The 17050-nt window shown below is 34.7% G+C and carries 19 protein-coding genes and 1 other annotated feature; of the genes, 7 read left to right on the top strand and 12 right to left on the bottom strand.

The annotated features are described in order from the left end of the window. Nucleotide 1: 1 nt before the first annotated feature. From hisH to J3U57_RS07760, 6 genes are all read right to left on the bottom strand, one after another. The gene (hisH, locus tag J3U57_RS07785; RefSeq protein ID WP_065634642.1) at nt 2-589 is read right to left on the bottom strand and encodes an imidazole glycerol phosphate synthase subunit HisH; all 588 of its coding nucleotides are present in this window, start codon (nt 587-589) and stop codon (nt 2-4) included. Next, nucleotides 589-1656, bottom strand: a complete 1068-nt coding sequence (gene hisB / locus J3U57_RS07780) for a bifunctional histidinol-phosphatase/imidazoleglycerol-phosphate dehydratase HisB (protein ID WP_267344044.1) — start codon at nt 1654-1656, stop codon at nt 589-591. The genes hisH and hisB overlap by 1 nt, the downstream gene beginning before the upstream one ends. An 8-nt stretch (nt 1657-1664) precedes the next feature. Beyond that, entirely contained in the window at nt 1665-2723 is a 1059-nt protein-coding gene (gene hisC, locus J3U57_RS07775) for a histidinol-phosphate transaminase (protein ID WP_267334222.1), read from the bottom strand. Between the two features lie 15 nt (nt 2724-2738). Further along, a complete protein-coding gene (gene hisD, locus J3U57_RS07770) occupies nt 2739-4034 on the bottom strand; it encodes a histidinol dehydrogenase (RefSeq protein ID WP_267344045.1) in 1296 nt (431 codons plus the stop codon). 5 nt (nt 4035-4039) lie between these two features. After that, nucleotides 4040-4939 carry an ATP phosphoribosyltransferase gene (hisG, locus tag J3U57_RS07765; protein WP_267334224.1) on the bottom strand — a complete coding sequence of 300 codons (900 nt, stop codon included), beginning with the start codon at nt 4937-4939 and terminating at the stop codon, nt 4040-4042. A gap of 37 nt (nt 4940-4976) precedes the next feature. Next, nucleotides 4977-5102: a sequence feature (His leader region), on the bottom strand. A gap of 191 nt (nt 5103-5293) precedes the next feature. Continuing rightward, nucleotides 5294-5686, bottom strand: a complete 393-nt coding sequence (locus J3U57_RS07760) for an Lrp/AsnC family transcriptional regulator (protein ID WP_267344046.1) — start codon at nt 5684-5686, stop codon at nt 5294-5296. Between the two features lie 107 nt (nt 5687-5793). On the opposite strand from J3U57_RS07760, the gene J3U57_RS07755 reads away from it, so the two are divergent. Continuing rightward, on the top strand, nt 5794-6345 hold the full coding sequence (locus J3U57_RS07755) for a cysteine hydrolase family protein (RefSeq protein ID WP_267344047.1): 552 nt from the start codon (nt 5794-5796) through the stop codon (nt 6343-6345). 120 nt (nt 6346-6465) lie between these two features. Then, nucleotides 6466-7023 (top strand): hypothetical protein, encoded by a 558-nt coding sequence (locus J3U57_RS07750; RefSeq protein WP_267344048.1) that lies wholly within the window; start codon nt 6466-6468, stop codon nt 7021-7023. Nucleotides 7024-7481: 458 nt separating this feature from the next. Here the strand turns inward: J3U57_RS07750 and J3U57_RS07745 are convergent, their stop codons facing one another. Next, complete coding sequence (locus J3U57_RS07745; protein WP_267344049.1) at nt 7482-7895, bottom strand: DoxX family protein; 414 nt, start codon at nt 7893-7895, stop codon at nt 7482-7484. A 140-nt stretch (nt 7896-8035) separates the two neighbouring features. Here J3U57_RS07745 and J3U57_RS07740 point away from each other — a divergent pair, with 140 nt between their 5' ends. The 3 genes from J3U57_RS07740 (at nt 8036) to J3U57_RS07730 (ending at nt 10913) form a co-directional block, all read left to right on the top strand. Next, nucleotides 8036-8938 carry a LysR family transcriptional regulator gene (locus J3U57_RS07740; RefSeq protein WP_267334229.1) on the top strand — a complete coding sequence of 301 codons (903 nt, stop codon included), beginning with the start codon at nt 8036-8038 and terminating at the stop codon, nt 8936-8938. Between the two features lie 129 nt (nt 8939-9067). After that, complete coding sequence (locus J3U57_RS07735; protein WP_267344050.1) at nt 9068-9949, top strand: DUF4261 domain-containing protein; 882 nt, start codon at nt 9068-9070, stop codon at nt 9947-9949. A 73-nt stretch (nt 9950-10022) separates the two neighbouring features. After that, nucleotides 10023-10913: a DUF4261 domain-containing protein gene (locus tag J3U57_RS07730; RefSeq protein WP_065798263.1), complete on the top strand. Its 891-nt coding sequence runs from the start codon at nt 10023-10025 to the stop codon at nt 10911-10913. 133 nt (nt 10914-11046) lie between these two features. Here J3U57_RS07730 and J3U57_RS07725 read toward each other — a convergent pair whose 3' ends face one another. The 3 genes from J3U57_RS07725 to J3U57_RS07715 all read right to left on the bottom strand — a co-directional run bounded on the left by J3U57_RS07725 (nt 11047) and on the right by J3U57_RS07715 (nt 13613). Continuing rightward, entirely contained in the window at nt 11047-11331 is a 285-nt protein-coding gene (locus J3U57_RS07725; protein WP_065634630.1) for a hypothetical protein, read from the bottom strand. 233 nt (nt 11332-11564) lie between these two features. Further along, a complete protein-coding gene (locus J3U57_RS07720; protein ID WP_065634629.1) occupies nt 11565-12392 on the bottom strand; it encodes a phosphoenolpyruvate hydrolase family protein in 828 nt (275 codons plus the stop codon). Nucleotides 12393-12404: 12 nt separating this feature from the next. Next, entirely contained in the window at nt 12405-13613 is a 1209-nt protein-coding gene (locus tag J3U57_RS07715) for a Tm-1-like ATP-binding domain-containing protein (RefSeq protein WP_267344051.1), read from the bottom strand. Nucleotides 13614-13796: 183 nt separating this feature from the next. On the opposite strand from J3U57_RS07715, the gene J3U57_RS07710 reads away from it, so the two are divergent. Next, on the top strand, nt 13797-14429 hold the full coding sequence (locus J3U57_RS07710; protein WP_267344052.1) for a TetR/AcrR family transcriptional regulator: 633 nt from the start codon (nt 13797-13799) through the stop codon (nt 14427-14429). Between the two features lie 537 nt (nt 14430-14966). Here J3U57_RS07710 and J3U57_RS07705 read toward each other — a convergent pair. Next, on the bottom strand, nt 14967-15428 hold the full coding sequence (locus tag J3U57_RS07705) for a MarR family winged helix-turn-helix transcriptional regulator (RefSeq protein WP_267344053.1): 462 nt from the start codon (nt 15426-15428) through the stop codon (nt 14967-14969). 3 nt (nt 15429-15431) lie between these two features. After that, a complete protein-coding gene (locus J3U57_RS07700; RefSeq protein ID WP_267334234.1) occupies nt 15432-15863 on the bottom strand; it encodes a hypothetical protein in 432 nt (143 codons plus the stop codon). Between the two features lie 763 nt (nt 15864-16626). On the opposite strand from J3U57_RS07700, the gene J3U57_RS07695 reads away from it, so the two are divergent. After that, nucleotides 16627-16956, top strand: coding sequence for a hypothetical protein (locus tag J3U57_RS07695; protein WP_267334235.1), 330 nt, complete (start codon nt 16627-16629; stop codon nt 16954-16956). The last annotated feature ends 94 nt before the right edge of the window (nt 16957-17050 follow it).

The following is a 17050-nucleotide window of genomic DNA, read 5'->3' as shown; positions in this document are numbered from 1 at the left end:
GTTATATCTCCAAAAAGTTTTTTAGCAACGTTGCACCGACCGAGCCAGAACGCTCGGGATGAAACTGTACGCCGTAAAAGTTGTCTTTTTGTACGGCAGCGGTAAAGCTTTCGCCGTAATTGGTTTCTGCAATAGTTGCTGAGCATAATGGCATCGCGTATCCATGTACAAAATAAAAATAAGCACCATCTGGAATATCACGAAACAGATGATGTCCGGCTTTAGGATAGACCTGATTCCATCCCATATGAGGTAGTGGCAATCCACGATCAGGTATTTCAGTTACTGTTTCATGGATAATACCTAAAGTATGAACATGCCCTTCATGGCTAAAATCAGCTAAAAGTTGCATGCCAAGGCAAATCCCTAATACTGGTTGGGTGCAAACTTTAATGAGATCAATTAAATCGCGATCTTTGAGTTTTTGCATTGCCGATGAAGCCGAGCCGACGCCAGGTAAAAGCAGTTTATCTGAATTAAGTACCACATTAGGATCAAGACTGATTATCGATTTATAACCTAATCGATCTATGGCATATTTTACTGATGAAAGGTTAGCACAACCGGTATCTAAAATGACAATATTCATTACAGGACTCCTTTTGAGCTTGGTAATCTGTCACTTTCAATCTTAATAGCTTGTTTTAATGTTCTGGCAAAAGCCTTAAACAAGCTTTCTACTTTATGATGATCGTTAACACCTTCAGTTTCGATATGTAAAGTAATTGCCATTGCATAACTTAGTGAGTAAAAAAAGTGTTCAACCATTTGTGTACTCATATCGCCAACTTTTGGTGTAGTAAAATGTGCCGAGAAAACAAGATATGGTCGGCCCGAGATATCCATCGCGCATTTTGCTAAACATTCATCCATTGGAATGACCGAAGCATAACGTGTGATACCCCGTTTATCACCCAGAGCTTGTTTTAAAGCTTCACCCAAGGCAAGTCCAGTATCTTCAATAGTATGATGATCGTCAACATGTAAATCACCTTGTACTTGAATATTGAGTTTAATTCCGCCATGTGTCGCTATTTGATCTAACATATGGTCAAAAAAACCAATACCGGTGTTGATTTGACTACCACCTTGACGATCAAGCCAGACTTCAACTAAAATTTTAGTTTCTTTAGTATTACGTTCAACTTTAGCATAACGATCAGCTGTGGTTAGCCTTTGGGCTATTTCGCTCCAATTGAGTGTTTCGGGATTATAGTGCAATCCTTTTATTTGCATATTTTCGGCAAGTTGCATGTCGGTAAGTCTGTCACCAATTACATAACTATGCGCTTTATCTAATTTGCCACTGGTAAGATAAGGAAGAACCAGTTGTATTTTAGGTTTACGACACTGACAATGATCTTCAGGAAAATGAGGGCAGATCAAGACTTCTTCGAAGTTAACTCCTTGTGATGTAAAGATTTGCATCATTAAATTATGCGGTCCATCAAAATCTTGTTGCGGATAACTTTTAGTGCCAAGTCCGTCTTGATTTGTGACCATGACTAATTTAAAGCCTGCTGATTGGAGTTTAAGTAGGGCAGGAATAACATTAGGTTCAAAAGCCAATTTTTCAAAACGATCGACTTGAAAATCAATAGGTGGTTCGGTAATTAATGTACCATCACGATCAATAAATAAATATTTTTGTAACATTATTGCTCCTATTTTATCGCTTTGAGTGCTGATATTACAGCTTCACATTCGGCTTGTGTGCCAATAGATATTCGAATAATATTTTTTTGTCCAATGGATTTGCTTTGATCTCGCAAAATGATACCTTGATTCCAAAGGGTCTTAAATACATCTTTATCATCTTGGAATTTAACACATAAATAATTAGATCGACTAGGATAAACTTTTTCAACAATCGATAATTGATTCAGTGCGTTTGCAAATTTTTCTTTTTGGTTATTGAGATTGATAACGTGAAGTTTCATGGTATTTATGCCGTCTTTACTTAAAGCTTGAGCGGCAATGTCTGCTACTGGGGTTGCTAATGGATAGGGAGCAATGACTTTTTGTAATGCATCGATCACCGGTTTATTAGCGATGGTAAACCCACAGCGTAATCCTGCCAAAGCAAATGCTTTAGATAAAGTCCGTAAAATCACTAAATGTGGATAGGTCGCTAACCATTTGATCACAGAAGATTCAGGCGAAAACTCGATATAAGCCTCATCAATAACAACTAGCGCGCGGTCTTTTGCCATATTAAGTAATGATTTAATATCATCAGGATTAATTAGGTTACCGGTTGGATTATTGGGTGAACAGACATAAATTAATTTTACGCTATCAAGATTTTGTTTAATTGCGTCAAGATCGAGTTGCCAATCTGCTTTAGTAGGGACTGTTTTGGTTTGAACTCCGAGTGTTTCAGCGCTAACTTGATACATACCATAAGTTGGCGGGCAATATAAAATACTATCTTGTTCTGGCTCACAAAATGCTCGCATTAATAGTTCAATCGCTTCATCTGCCCCTCGACTGACAATTAATTGTTCATTAGTGACTCCTGCATACTGCGCATATCGGCTAATTACCTGTTCAGGTTGTGGTTCTGGATAGCGATTTAAGGTTTGTTCAGTTAATTCAAAATGAGGCGCAACAGGGTATTCGTTAGCGTTAAGCCATACATCACCTTTACCACCAATACGACGGGCGGATTGATATGGGGTCAGTTTTTGCACATTCTTTCTGACTAGTTGATTAATGTCCATTGTTTATCCCTAATTTTACTTGGTTGTATTTAGTGTCGCTAATCGTAAACTAACCGCTTGTTTATGGGCGGTTAGCTGCTCTGCTTCTGCCATGAGTTCAACGGCATGACCAATCTCTTTCAACCCTTCTTGAGTGAGTTTTTGCACTGTCATACGTTTTTGAAAATCAGCTAGCCCAAGACTTGAGTAAGTTGCTGTATAACCATAAGTGGGTAGTACGTGGTTGGTACCCGATGCATAATCACCAGCAGATTCCGGCGACCAATCACCTAAAAAGATTGATCCAGCACTGTTTATTTTATCAACTAAGTCATCTGCATTTCGGGTTTGTATAATTAAGTGTTCTGGCCCATAGCGATTACTAATTGTTACACATTCTTCTAAATCTTTAGTCACAATCAAACGGCTTTCTTGTAAAGCTTTTTGGGCGATCTCATGTCGTGATAATGTACTAAGTTGTTTGTCCACTTCAGTAGATACTGCTTGAGCGATTTTTTCATCAGGGGTAAGCAAAACCACTTGTGAATCTGGGCCATGCTCTGCTTGAGATAATAGATCGGCTGCGATAAAGGCTGGATTTGCCAAACTATCAGCAATGACCAAAACCTCAGAAGGGCCCGCTGGCATATCAATAGCAGCACCATCAAGGCGTTGACTCACTTGGCGTTTAGCTTCGGTCACAAAAGCATTACCGGGTCCAAAAAGTTTATCAACTTTAGGGACGGATTCTGTGCCAAATGCCATTGCCGCGATAGCTTGGGCTCCACCTAATTGATAAATTTCACTTATGCCACAAAGTTCAGCAGCATATAAAATTTCGTCAGCGATTGGAGGGGGCGAACATAAAATTACTTTACGACATCCGGCAATTTTTGCTGGAGTGGCCAACATTAATACCGTTGAAAATAAGGGGGCTGAACCACCTGGAATATATAACCCTACTGAATCAATAGGTCGAGTGACTAGTTGACAATTTATGCCTGGCATCGTTTCAACATTGATGACAGGTTTAACTTGGGCTTGATGGAACTTTTTGATATTTGATACCGCTAACTGCATGGCTTGCTTCAATTCTTGATTGACTCGAGCAGTTGCCGCTTTTATTTCAGCTTCAGTTAATTTTATTTGTTTAATTTGGACTTTATCAAATTTATTACTAAGTGCTATTAGCGCCTTATCACCGTCTTGTTTTACTTGTTCTAAAATTGTCGTAACAGCTTGACTGATAGTATCTGATGCAGCAATGGCAGGTCGCATGAGTAGTGCTTGCTGTTGTTTATCTGAACATTGTTGCCAATATGAGATTTTCATTTTTATTACTCCATCATTTTTTCAATTGGTAATACCAAAATAGAGCTGGCGCCTAATGCTTTTAGTTTTTCCATGGTTTCCCAAAACAGTGACTCACTGCTAACCATGTGCAGCGCAACTCGATTTTGTTCGCCCGTCAATGGGAGTATTGTTGGATTTTCCGCGCCGGGTAACAATGCAACGACTTGGTCTAACACTTCAGTTGGAGCATGTAACATAATATATTTTGATTCTCGTGCTTGAATAACTCCCTGAATACGTGTCATTATTTTATCGATTAAGGCTTGTTTGACTTGTGGCATTTCACCTTGTCGCTGAATCAGGCAAGCTTTAGATTGGTAAATAATTTCAATTTCTCGTAGCCCGTTGGCTTCTAACGTGGCGCCACTAGAGACAAGATCGCAAATCACATCGGCAAGTCCAGCGCGCGGAGCGACCTCGACCGAACCATTTAGCAAGCAAGTTTTAAAGTTGACGTTGTATTGTGATAGATAACGACGCAATAAGTGTGGGTAAGTAGTGGCAATACGTAAATCATTTAAACATTCAGGGCCAGTATAATCAAAATCACGCGGCGCAGCGATTGATAAACGGCAGCCACCAAAATCTAAACGCCGTAATTTTTTATATTGTGGATTTTCACCTTCTGCTTGACGGTCGAGTACTTCTTCCTCTAAAACGTTTTCACCAACAATACCAATATCTACGACTCCATCAATTACCAAACCAGGTATATCATCATCACGGACACGTAAAATATCAATAGGCATATTTTCAGCAAAAGCAATTAAACGTTGCTCTTGAAGATTAATTTTAATACCACACTGCGCAAGCAATTTTTTTGACTCATCACTTAAGCGTCCCGATTTTTGCATAGCAATGCGTAAACGTGAATTATCCAACATATTTATTCTCCAACTTAACCAAAATTTATCAACTAAAAACAAAAAACCCTCGGAAGTTTGATCTTCCGAGGGTTTTCTATTTGCTTTTGCGTTATCACCGGAAGATCAAATGTCTTCCAGCACCTATCGCCCGAAGACTATTCAGGAATGATGATGGTGATGATGTTTAATAACTAAAGCGCAAAAACAATTCATAAAATAAACCAATAATTTAATTGACCATAAATACTGTTGTACAAAATATAACAGTTTTTGCTCACTGGCAACTGTTTTTTTAGTTTTGATCAAAAAAATCTAAAAAAATTTTACCTTAACGTCGATTTGACCTCTTTATTGTGAATAAACATGACCATTTTATAGAATATTTTTTAGCTGGTGGCTGACCTTATAACGACAAAAATATTCTATTTTTTCTAAAAAAGTTGTTAGTGTTTGGCGATCAAAACAGCTTTTTATAAAATAGCAGCCATCTCCGGTAATTTTATAAAACTCAATTATTTCGCAATAAGATTTAATTAGCTGCTCGAAAGATTCAAATTGATTCGTGTTCATGTAAATAGTGATGAATTGCAGATGTTTGGTTTTTTCTTTGATTGTAAATTTTTCAATAATACCTTTAATTTGTAACTCTACTACTCGTTGACCGACTGCTTGACCAGACAGATAGATTTTTTCACCAATCTCTTTCCAGGATTGTCGACTGTTATTTTTAAGTTCATTTAAAATAGCTCGATCTTTTTTATCCATTTTTTCACGCTGAAAGTTAATTTATCTAAATGCTTTCAATACACTATGTTAGGCAATGACAAATTATCGCATAATTTAGTTGTATAAAACAATGACAGGAGAAAGCAGTGAAACAAGGATTAGTAATTATTGATGTACAAAATGACTATTTTCCGCAAGGTAAATTTACATTAGTTGATACTGAACGTGTGCTAAACAACATCTTAACAATACAAAAATATTTTTCCGAAAATGGCTTACCCATTTTTTATATTCAACATATTAAATTAGATCCTAATGCAGCTTTTTTTGCCAAAGGGAGTCATGGTGCCGACATTCACCCAGATTTGCTAGCTTCGAGCAATCAATATAAACAAATTATACAAAAGTCTTATCCCAATAGTTTTTTTCAAACCGATTTACAACAAAAATTACAGCAGCAAAATGTTAAACAATTAGTTATTTGTGGCATGATGAGTCATATGTGTATTGACTCCACGACGCGATGTGCCAGCGAATTAGGTTATCAACCAATATTGATTGATGATGCTTGCACTACTCGAGATCTTGAGTTTAATGGTGAATTGATACCGGCTGAAACTGTCCATAACAGTTTTATGTCTGCTTTAATGAATTTTGCATCTGTAATAAGTTGTGAGCAGTTTATTGAGATTAGTTAAGTCATAGAATGAACAATTATTAAATCGATTCTTTTGATGTTTTTATTGAATTTTATTGTTGATTTGCAATGTGATATAATTTAACTATATGAAAAAGGTTATTTATTATAAGAATTCGTCATGTTGCATCCTTCAGATCATACCGATAGCTATATATTCGTATGGCTGTTTATGTTTCCTTTCTTTTATTTACCCTATTTAAGTGCTTTTTTGTTTTTTGGGATTAGATATCATTGGTTTGTTAAATATTGTTTAGTCATTTTTATTGGTTTACTTTGCTTTGACTTGTTTGATTATATCTATATGGATATGGGTGTGATGGTATTAGTGCTGTTATCCATTTTTACTATTCTTTTTCCGATCACAATTCGATACCATCGTGCTAACAGATTAAATAAATCTAATAACTATAAAGTTGATTTGTATCGTTGTACTCAAGTTGCGACATTAATTATCATTGGATGGTTATCATACAGTCTATGTTATAGGGAATTTTCCCTTTTATTATTTCCAATAACAGGCATTCTTTTTGCCTTTGCTATTCGATATTATCAATTACATAGAAAAAAGTACAAAGATAAAAAACAAAAATTTTTTGATGTGATCTATTTTATCTTACCGTTTTTGTCTACATGCTTTTGGCCTATTTATCTGATTATCCCTTCTATGATTGAGTAAACTTCCAAGTAATGAATGTTAATAAAGTAGCGGTTAGTCTTTTTTCTAACGATACGATTTATCGTATTTATCCCAAGTAGGGTTATGATGCAAATTTTGGGATCAATTCTACTGATGTTTCAACTGTCAATTTTTGTGATTCGGTAACCACAGTAAATCAAAAAAATTATTATATTAACTCGGTAACATAAGGGGGGGATAAATCTTAGCAATTAAGCTTAAATTGTCCCATGATATTGCCGACAGTAATTGGGCATGAACAACATGGTAAAGTGATTAAAAAAAGCGCACAAAGCACACAAAATTGTTAGTGCTATTATTGAAGAGATGAGCGTAAATTAATTTCCTTAATATTTTCATTGCAACTGTATTAGGAAAGGCAATAAGCTTGTTGCTTAATTTTGCCTTTCCTTTGTTTTTTCTTATTAACTTTTTAGTTTAATTTATTGTTTGGTTTTTTATAGTAGATTGATTAATTGATACCTTTTAGAGAAAAGGCTAAAGCATCCAGTACCTAATAGCAGTAAACTTAATGCTGTCATTGCCATAAATGCAGGATATTCAAAGCCGCCCCCCGTATTAGTAAACATCCATCCATTTGCTGAATGAATATAAGTAATAACAATCATCTGAATTACGGCTAAAAAGCTGATTATGCGTGTGAAAATCCCTAACAATAATAAAACACCACTCCCAATTTCAAACAAAATAGTTAAATACCCCACAAAACCTGGAAAACCAAGTGACTCAAAATATTGGGCAGTGCCAGCAGGGGTAAACACAACTAATTTAGTAAAACCATGCGCTAAAAACATGACACCAAGCGTAATGCGTAAAATAAGTGAGGCTAAATCAATTCGATATTGTTTCATTTTATTTTTCCTATATGTTAACAATTATTATCATTTAAATGGTAAGTTCATCATAATGGTTATTTATTTGTAGATAAATAAGCTATTATGTGACTTATTGTCTCATTAAGTGGAACAATTACTTGACTAGGTGAAAATGGATGAATAAATCAAATAAATTTTTGGAGATGACAGTTTTTGTCACCGTTGTTGATTGTAACAGTTTTATTGAAGCAGCGGGTAAATTAAATTTGTCTAAACAAGCGGTATCGCGTTATATTCAAGCTTTAGAAGATCGCCTACAAGTAAGATTATTACAGCGTACAACACGTAATATGGTTGTAACTAATGAAGGGCAAACCTTTTACTGGCAAGCAAAAGCCATTATTAATGCTACAGCAGAAGCAGAAGAAAGTCTGAGTTTAAAGCAAGCTAGCCCACAAGGTATTTTACGAGTTAATGTTCCTGTTAGTTTTGGTGTTTTGCATTTAGCACCATTATGGCAAAAATTTAGCAAAAAATATCCTCAAATCATTTTAGATATCACTCTATCCGATCGCTTTGTTAACTTATTGGAAGAGGGATATGACCTAGCTATTCGAATTGGTAATTTAGACAATTCTTCTTTAATTAGTCGTAAATTAGCTACAACTAAAATGATTGTAGCCGCTTCCCCTGATTATATTGCTCACTATGGCATGCCAATAAATCCCGATGATCTTAAACAACATAAAATTATTATGTACAGTCACTGGGCAAAAAAAGAGCAATGGAATTTTTATCAAAATAATCGCTGTTATTCGGTAAATTTGAGTGCAAATGTCTATTGTAATAATGGCGATACATGCAGGCAAATAATACTTCAAGGTGGTGGTATCTCAAAGCAGCCTGACTTCATTATTGGTCAAGATGTTAAAGCCGGCCAGTTAGTTTCGGTTTTAACTAATTATTATGTTGAAGATTATAATATTTATGCAATGTATCCAAGCCGTAAATTATTGCCACTTCGTACTCGTTGCTTAATCGACTTTTTAATCAGTGAGCTTGAACAGGTACAGTGGTAAAGTTGTTGTTGAAAAAAACGATACTATTTGAAAAAAATAGATAAATAATATAATGTATACATAAAAATGATTAAAGTCATATTTTGTTATAAATAATGTTATAACACAACAATGTATTAGGAAATTTTCATGAGTATTTTGTCTAGACTGTTTACTTTTAAAAAAAGTAATGTAGCGCAATCAGACAGTGCGATCATTGAAAATCCCGCTATAAAAAATCCACTTTCATTAACTATTTTAGTTGATCGTACTCTCTCTTTTGATTTCAATAAATTAACTCGATCTCTAGGCAAAATTAATTCTTCAATGAAGAAAGTCAAGTTCCAGTCTTTGCCTTGTGGCAAGGGTGAAGCATTTAATGCTTTAGCGAGCTGGAACCAACACTTAATTAAAGTTGTTGGTTTTGATACGGCTTGCTCACCCGAGGTAGTAAAGCAAAGTATTGAATTTGCTAAGGATAATCAAGATTTAATTCAAACGATTAAACATCATAATAGCCATATTATCATCTCTTATCATGGCTATGAAGACGATCTTATTAAACAGTATTTGATATTAACGCAATTTGCTATTGGCTTTGAACATTTTAATATGGTAGGGCTACTTAACCTAAAGGCACAGACTATTTTGTCAACTCATGTGGTTAGTGCGTTAGTCGAGAGCGATAATGGGATTGAATTACTTTGTGAATGTTTACCCCTATTTTTTGTCGGTTTTAAAGCCATGAAAGTAGATATTCATACTGGCATCTGTATGCGAACTTATGGTGCTGGTCAGCTAGGATTTCCCGATTTTGCTGCGTTTGCTGATAGTTTTGATGAAACAGATAAATACCTAAATATATTCAATAATCTATTATTGTATTTGCATCAGACTCATGCAGAAATAGCAGCAGGGCATACTATCGAAGATGATCGCGGTAAAATAATGCTTTTGCGTGAACCCTCAGCAGAAGAGGGCTTTTTAAAAGATGGAAGTTTGGTATTAGTGGCGCAATATCGTAAAGTATAATTCTCAATAACATCCTGCACTAATGACAATTTAGTGCTTATTTTTTGATTGTATATGATAAAGGAAGGTATCAATGAATTTTTTTTCACGTCTTTTTGGTAAAAAAAACAAATCAATGTTAGAGAGTGGCACATTAGTGGCTAATCCAAATATTGACAATGCCATAAGCCTAAGTGTTTTGTTTAAGGGCAAATTGGATTTTGATAAAAATCAATTAAAAGAAGCGCTACTTAAGATAGATCCTTCAATAAAAAATATTCAATATGAAACACCATTCGAGCAATTAGATGGAGGATGTTACTTGTTAATTGGTTGGGATAAACATGTTATTCAATTAATTGGTATGAATCATCCTTATCCTGCCAATGCGTTAGAGCCTTGTATTGCCTCAGCACATTATAGCCAAGATATCAAAGAACAAGTTCGTCATCACGATAGTCATTTAATGTTATTTTATAAAGGCTATGAGCAAGATGTCCTCGAACAATATTTAGCATTGGCGCGTTTAGCAGCAAGTTTTGCAACGTTTAATGCGTTAGCCGTCATAAATGAGCAAGCTCATACTTCTTTCCCAATTGAATCACTGTTAGAATTAGTTACTGATGAAGATGGAATTGATTTACTATCCACTTCTTTACCAACATTGTTCTGTGGGTTTGTTAAATATCAAGTGGAAAACGTCGACGGTGTCTGGATGCGTACCTATGGTGCCGATGCATTTGGGCTGCCAGATTTTGCTGTATTAGCGAAAAGTCATGATGAAAGCGAATACTACTTTACGTTATTTAGTAATGTGCTCAATTATTTACGTGAAAGTGGTGCAACCATGGTTGCGGGCGATACAATGGAATGTGGCGATGACAAAATGATGTCTCTACGCGCACCAAATAATGATGAATCTTTCCTAAAAGATGAAGGTAATGTGCTCGTTGTTGAAATCCATGATAGTCAAGTTAATTCTTAATTGAATGACTCACTCATTTGCAATGACATTATCAACGTAATGGTTTTTATCATTTTTAATTTCATTACCGATGATTAAATAAATTAAAAAATCATTATAAATTTATGAAAAATGATATCACTTAGCATTGATATCATTTTTTCATGGTAATGACAATATCGCCAGGACTAAGTCGAATATGTTTGCCATGATATTGGTATTCTATCCATAAATTCGGATTGTTCGATTCACAATCATTCATGATTCGGAATTCACTGTAACCGGTGTGCTGATCCAAAATGGGCAAAATGTTGTCAATATGACCTTGAAAATCATGTTTATCGAGATAAATAATTAACTGTTTTATTAACGCTAACTTTCGATCAAATACAGAATGATGTTTCTGATATGATTCAATAAAATTAAGAATGTCTAGCATTTGCTACCTTTATACGAAGTTAAATCAAGTTATTATGCGTAGTTATACGTGGTGTTTTAGCTATTATCAATTATTTTATCAAATTTGATTGAATCTTTATCGCGATCTTTTGGATACTATGGCTATACGTATTTTATAAAGAATATTGCTTGAGGTATTTAATGTTAAAGTAACGGCTCTAGGATGATTGAGCCGTTCTTTAATAATTTTGTGCAGTTTTTGGCGATTATAGATTAACGACGAATCGCTTTAAATTGCTGAGTGGTCTGTTTTAGAGCAATTTCGGTCGGTAAACGTTCCATTGAGCTTGCACCATAGAAACCATTACAATCTGGACAATTTTGTAAAATATACTCAGCATCTTCAGGGGTTGCAATTGGACCACCATGACATAGTATGATGATATCAGGTCGAATTGCCTTCGCTGCTTTTGCCCATTGATTAATTAGTGGTACACAGTCAGCAAGTTTTAGTGCAGTTTCTGCCCCGATACTTCCGCCGGTTGTTAGTCCCATATGAGGTACTAAAATATCTGCGCCGGCTTTTGCCATATCAATAGCATTTTGTTCACTAAATACATAAGGTGTTGTCAGTAAATCTTTTTGATTTGCTTGACGAATCATCTCAACTTCTAACGCATACCCCATGCCTGTTTCTTCAAGATTTGCCCTAAAGTTACCATCGATTAAACCAACAGTTGGAAAGTTTTGTACGCCTGCAAAACCGGTTTCTTTTAATTTATCTAAAAACTGATCAAATTGACAAAATGGGTCTGTACCATTTACGCCAGCTAGCACAGGGGTATTTTTAACTACCGGTAACACCTCTTTTGCCATATCCATAACAATTTCGTTGGCATTCCCATAAGCAAGTAAACCTGCTAGCGAACCACGACCCGCCATACGATAACGGCCAGAATTATAGATAACAATGAGATCGATACCACCCGCTTCTTCGCATTTAGCCGACAATCCAGTACCAGCACCGCCACCAATAATTGGTTGGCCTTTAGCTATCATATCGTGAAATTTTTTTAACAACTGTGCGCGTTTACTTGTCATAATTCTCTCCATTTATTTCATTATTTTTTTAAATTCGTTGATAATTAGATCACAAAACTGTGGTGAGTTTATGTGATAAGGAACTTTAATTAATCGTCTTTTTTCGGTGACCATATACGTTTTTTCGAACTCTTCAATAAAGGCTTTGTTAGCGTCTGGTGACCAAAACGCACCGCCTTTTATATCTAAGGCTGAAAATCCTTCTTCGGGGATGATAAAGGTGACATATCCTTGGCATTGGTTAAGTTTATTTGCAATCCAATTCGCCATTTGTTGATTTTCTTCTGGTGTGGTTCTCATTAATGTTACTTGCGGATTGTGTGGATAGAACAATCGATTTTGATATTTTTCAGGAATGGTATCAGGGCTTGCAAAATTAACCATATCGAGTGCCCCACAAGATCCAATATAAGGTATTTGGCTTCTAGCTATCGCATCAAACCGATTATCATCGCAAGCCAATACACCGCCAAATAAATAGTCGCATACTTCGGTTGTTGTAATGTCAAGCACGCCATGTAAAAGGTGGCTATCGGCCAATTTTTCCATTGCCTTTCCACCACTACCCGTGGCATGAAAAATTAAGCAATCATATTGATCATGAAGCTGAGCGGAAACAGATTGTACACATGGCGTTGTTACACCAAACATCGTTAACCCTATCGCTGGTTTATCTTCGACCACTTCTTGCTTTTTAAATAATATTGAACCAGCGATAAAGTTTGCTGCATTGCTTAAAATTTTTCTTGAGATAACGTTTATCCCAGCAATATCAGTAACTGAGTACATCATGGCAATATCACTAGCACCGATATAACCCGAAATGTCACCCGATGCCATGGTTGATACCATCAATTTAGGTATACCAATTGCTAATGACTGCATAGCCGGTGTAATTAATGCAGTGCCGCCTGAACCGCCCAACCCCAGTATTGCACCAATATCGTTTTGTTTAGATAAAAATAGCTCAAATGCTTTCGCCATTGCGACAATGGCTTTTCCTCTATCACCACAAAAAACAGCACCACTACCTTCAGGATGAAAACTAGCAATCAGACTGGCACTGACATCAGCCAGATGATTAAAAGCATGGGGCTGCGTTGATAAGTCGACAATTTTACAGATTAAATCTTTTTCAGCGAGCAGGTTTTTAATATAAACAATTTCTTCCCCTTTGGTATCAAGTGTCGATACTAAATAAATCATATTGTTAGATGTCATTTATCCCTCCTTTATGGATAAATTAAAATTCGATACTTTGACCTATGGGGTGATAGTCTGCCACATATTATAAATCAAAAATGAGACTTTAGTCTCATTTTTTTGTTAAATCATAAAATTTATTGAATACCGAAAATTGAAGTATGATATATACATTAAAAATGTAATTAGAAAATTGACCGTATGACTCATAACAGCTTAGCTTCATCACCTAAATATAGCGGTGTGAAAAAACGAACGTTTGATCGTTTAATCAATACTGCACTAAATGCCCTAGAGCAGGGGTGTGAACTGACGATTACTGAACTTGCAGATAAATCGGGCATATCTAGAGCCACAGCTTATCGTTACTTTCCAACTCAAAGCGACTTAATTGCTGCTGTTGTAGAAAGCGCATTAGAGCCGATCTTTTACTGGCAATCCGATAATCAAGATCCAGATCAACAAATATTGGATTTTTTAGCTTTTGCCTTTCCACAAATGTTAAAACATGAAGGGGCACTTCGTGCAGCATTAAGAATTTCATTACAACAATGGGCAGCAGAAAGAACAACGTCATCTCAACAAAGTGATAAGTTAGTTCGTGGTAACCGGAAGGAAATTTTATCAACTATTTTAAAACCACTTAAATCTCAAATGCCTGAACAAATCTATAATAATGTTTTGCATGCGATTTCGGTTATTTATGGGTCAGAAATATTTTTAGTGCTGAAAGATATCTGGAAACTCGATAACCAACAGGTAGTATCTTTGTCACAATGGATGGCTAAAGCAGTCATTAATCAGGCTAAACAAGATGCGCTAAAAATTCAATAAACGCAGTATGCTAGCAGCTCAACACCTTAATTAATTGAACTACATTAAAGTGTATTGAATCTGTTGATAATAATCTACACTAAAAGTGTAGTATCAGCGTAAAGAAAATGATGAAAAATGCCTTAGCCTTATCAGCCCTAGCAACGTGAGAACATCAACTTAGCTTAATTAAAACAAGCAAGTACGTTAAAAGCATATTGGAAAAAGTGCCTTATTTTTTATTCAGCAATAAAATTGAAAATAGTATTGAGTGTGTAATGCTGATTACCTCTAAACTTAAAGTGCTATGATTTATTATCCAGCATGTTTATATGTAGACCAACCTAAAATGACTAGACACAATTGGGCTTTTATCCGCAAAAATGCTAATAACAAGTAAAACGCTAGCACGCTAAAACTGAGTACAGACTTTTATTTAATAGTGATTGATGAAAAGGAGGGAAAAATTAAAAGTAAATTTGTGAGATTTGCTTCATCCGTTTGTTGTTGTTTTTAGTTGTTTAATCGATTATGGCTAACTTGTTCTCTAGCATAAGTTTAATGATTACCGTCTAACAATTTTGATAGCATTTGATGAAAAATTGGCGTGTTATTGCCCAATACTGAAAAAAATTGATTATCGATCGCTTCCACTAAAGATACTGTTTCATTGGCTTTATCTAAACCACTTTGTGTCAAATTAATACGCTTTGCTCGGCTATCTTTGATTGAGGTCGATCGCTTTACTAACCCTTTTTTTTCTAAATTATCTAAAATTTGCGAAATTGTCATGACATCAATATTGGTTTTGGTCGCTAATATTACTTGGGTTATTTCGTCATCAGATTGGGATAGATAAGCAAGCGTTGCCAGTACAATAAATTGGGGATGAGTAATCGCGTATTTTTTTAGACATTGTTTGATTTTGGTCTGCCAGGACGAATAAGTGCGCATAAAGACAAATCCTAATGAGTCAGCGTCTTTTACAAATTGTGTACGAAACTTATTGTCCTGAATCATCATTTACCTTTCAACTAAATTTTTCAATGCATATGTTTTGTCAATAATATCATCAGACAGTTGTTTTATGAAATGATAAGATGCACTATCCGCTACGTTTTGATTAGGCTTTAATGATATTTCTGATTTTAATGCATATTGATTTGTTGCAATTGGCACAATTTGATGTGAAAAATAGAAAACGCCCATCTCTGGCATCATAAATTGTTCAGTAAATTCTTGATTAACGATAACCTTTGATAAAGTAACGGGCATTTCTGGTGTATTTTGTAATTTAAATATACCTTCTGCACCCGTTTTCATCTCACCGAATAATTTAAAATCCTCAAGATCGGTTTCCCACAATTTTCTTAAAGATAAATCAACATAATATTGCCATACGTGTTCAGGTTTAGCCGTAGTAGGGAGTAAAAACGAGGTTGTAATAGTATTCATAGTGTTCTTCCATGATTTTAATAAGTGTTATTATTATAAGTGTACATATTAAATTAGTAAAGTATATTTTTGGAATTTAGTATTATCAACAACGGAACGATTTTTTGTTATTCAATTTATTGAATACTAGCTAGATTTTTGCTGTAGCGATTTAATAGTCATTTATATTTTATGTTGAATCATCTCTGGCATACTCAGGTTTGTCTATCTGCACCTGTTATTTTGTTAATTAAGGCTTTTATAATGTAAATTAAATGGTTTTTATGGTGGAAAACTCTTGTAAAGAGTAATGGTTAAAAAAATGGTTAACATTTGATTTTAAATGTTTTATAGGTAGATTGCACGATAAGTGTCATGCATGTCATTATCCATTACATTTAATAAACAGTACTAAATAGCTGACAAGTATTGATTAATAGTTTTGGTTTTTAGCACTTTTATCGTAGAATGCCCAGCAATATTTTAACTATATATACCTAGTGATGAATCTAATTATGTTAAGCATTCATTATGCTAGTTAGACTTTCACTTTATCAAATCAGATTTGCTTTTAAACTTAGTAATTCGTAATAACATTATTTATTGATCAAATAAGACAAATATTAAGCTTATCAAAACCGTTGATTTTTGCTTAGTATTTAAAGCAATACATTTTAAATAGTACTTTAATATCAGTTGTAGATTATCCCTATTAATTTTATGTTCAACGTGAACTCAAAATGTTAGTTGTCAATTTTTTTTGAAATATCCTAGGAGATAAGCAATGAGAGAGGATAGTAGTATCTATAATGGTATAAGCCAAATTTTACTTAATGTCGCGCCAATAGAAGCGAAAAAAGTGATTATGAAAGCTAAATTTTTATCAAATGATCAGCGTTGCCATTATGAATATGATTATATCAACGATCTTAATGAAAGAAATTGGTTTACGACTTCAAGATATGTGAATTTAGGAATATTAAGTTATCTAATCAAATTAAGGCAATTTCACATCGATAATAATTTAACTAACGGTAAGACAATATGGACAGGATGTGAATTGATGATTGATTTAGATAAAAATAGAGTCAATATTAATTTTATGTACGATTAAATGCCCAAGCAACTAAAAAGATCCCAAAAAAAAGATCTTTTTGGTTGTTTAAACTCACCTTTGTATGATGATAACGCTATATTTATTGATTTAA

It is taken from the genome of Gilliamella sp. B3464, from assembly GCF_026536145.1.
Lineage (GTDB): Bacteria > Pseudomonadota > Gammaproteobacteria > Enterobacterales > Orbaceae > Gilliamella.
Note: the sequence above shows the minus strand (reverse complement) of the source record. Positions and strands in the feature narration are given on the sequence as shown.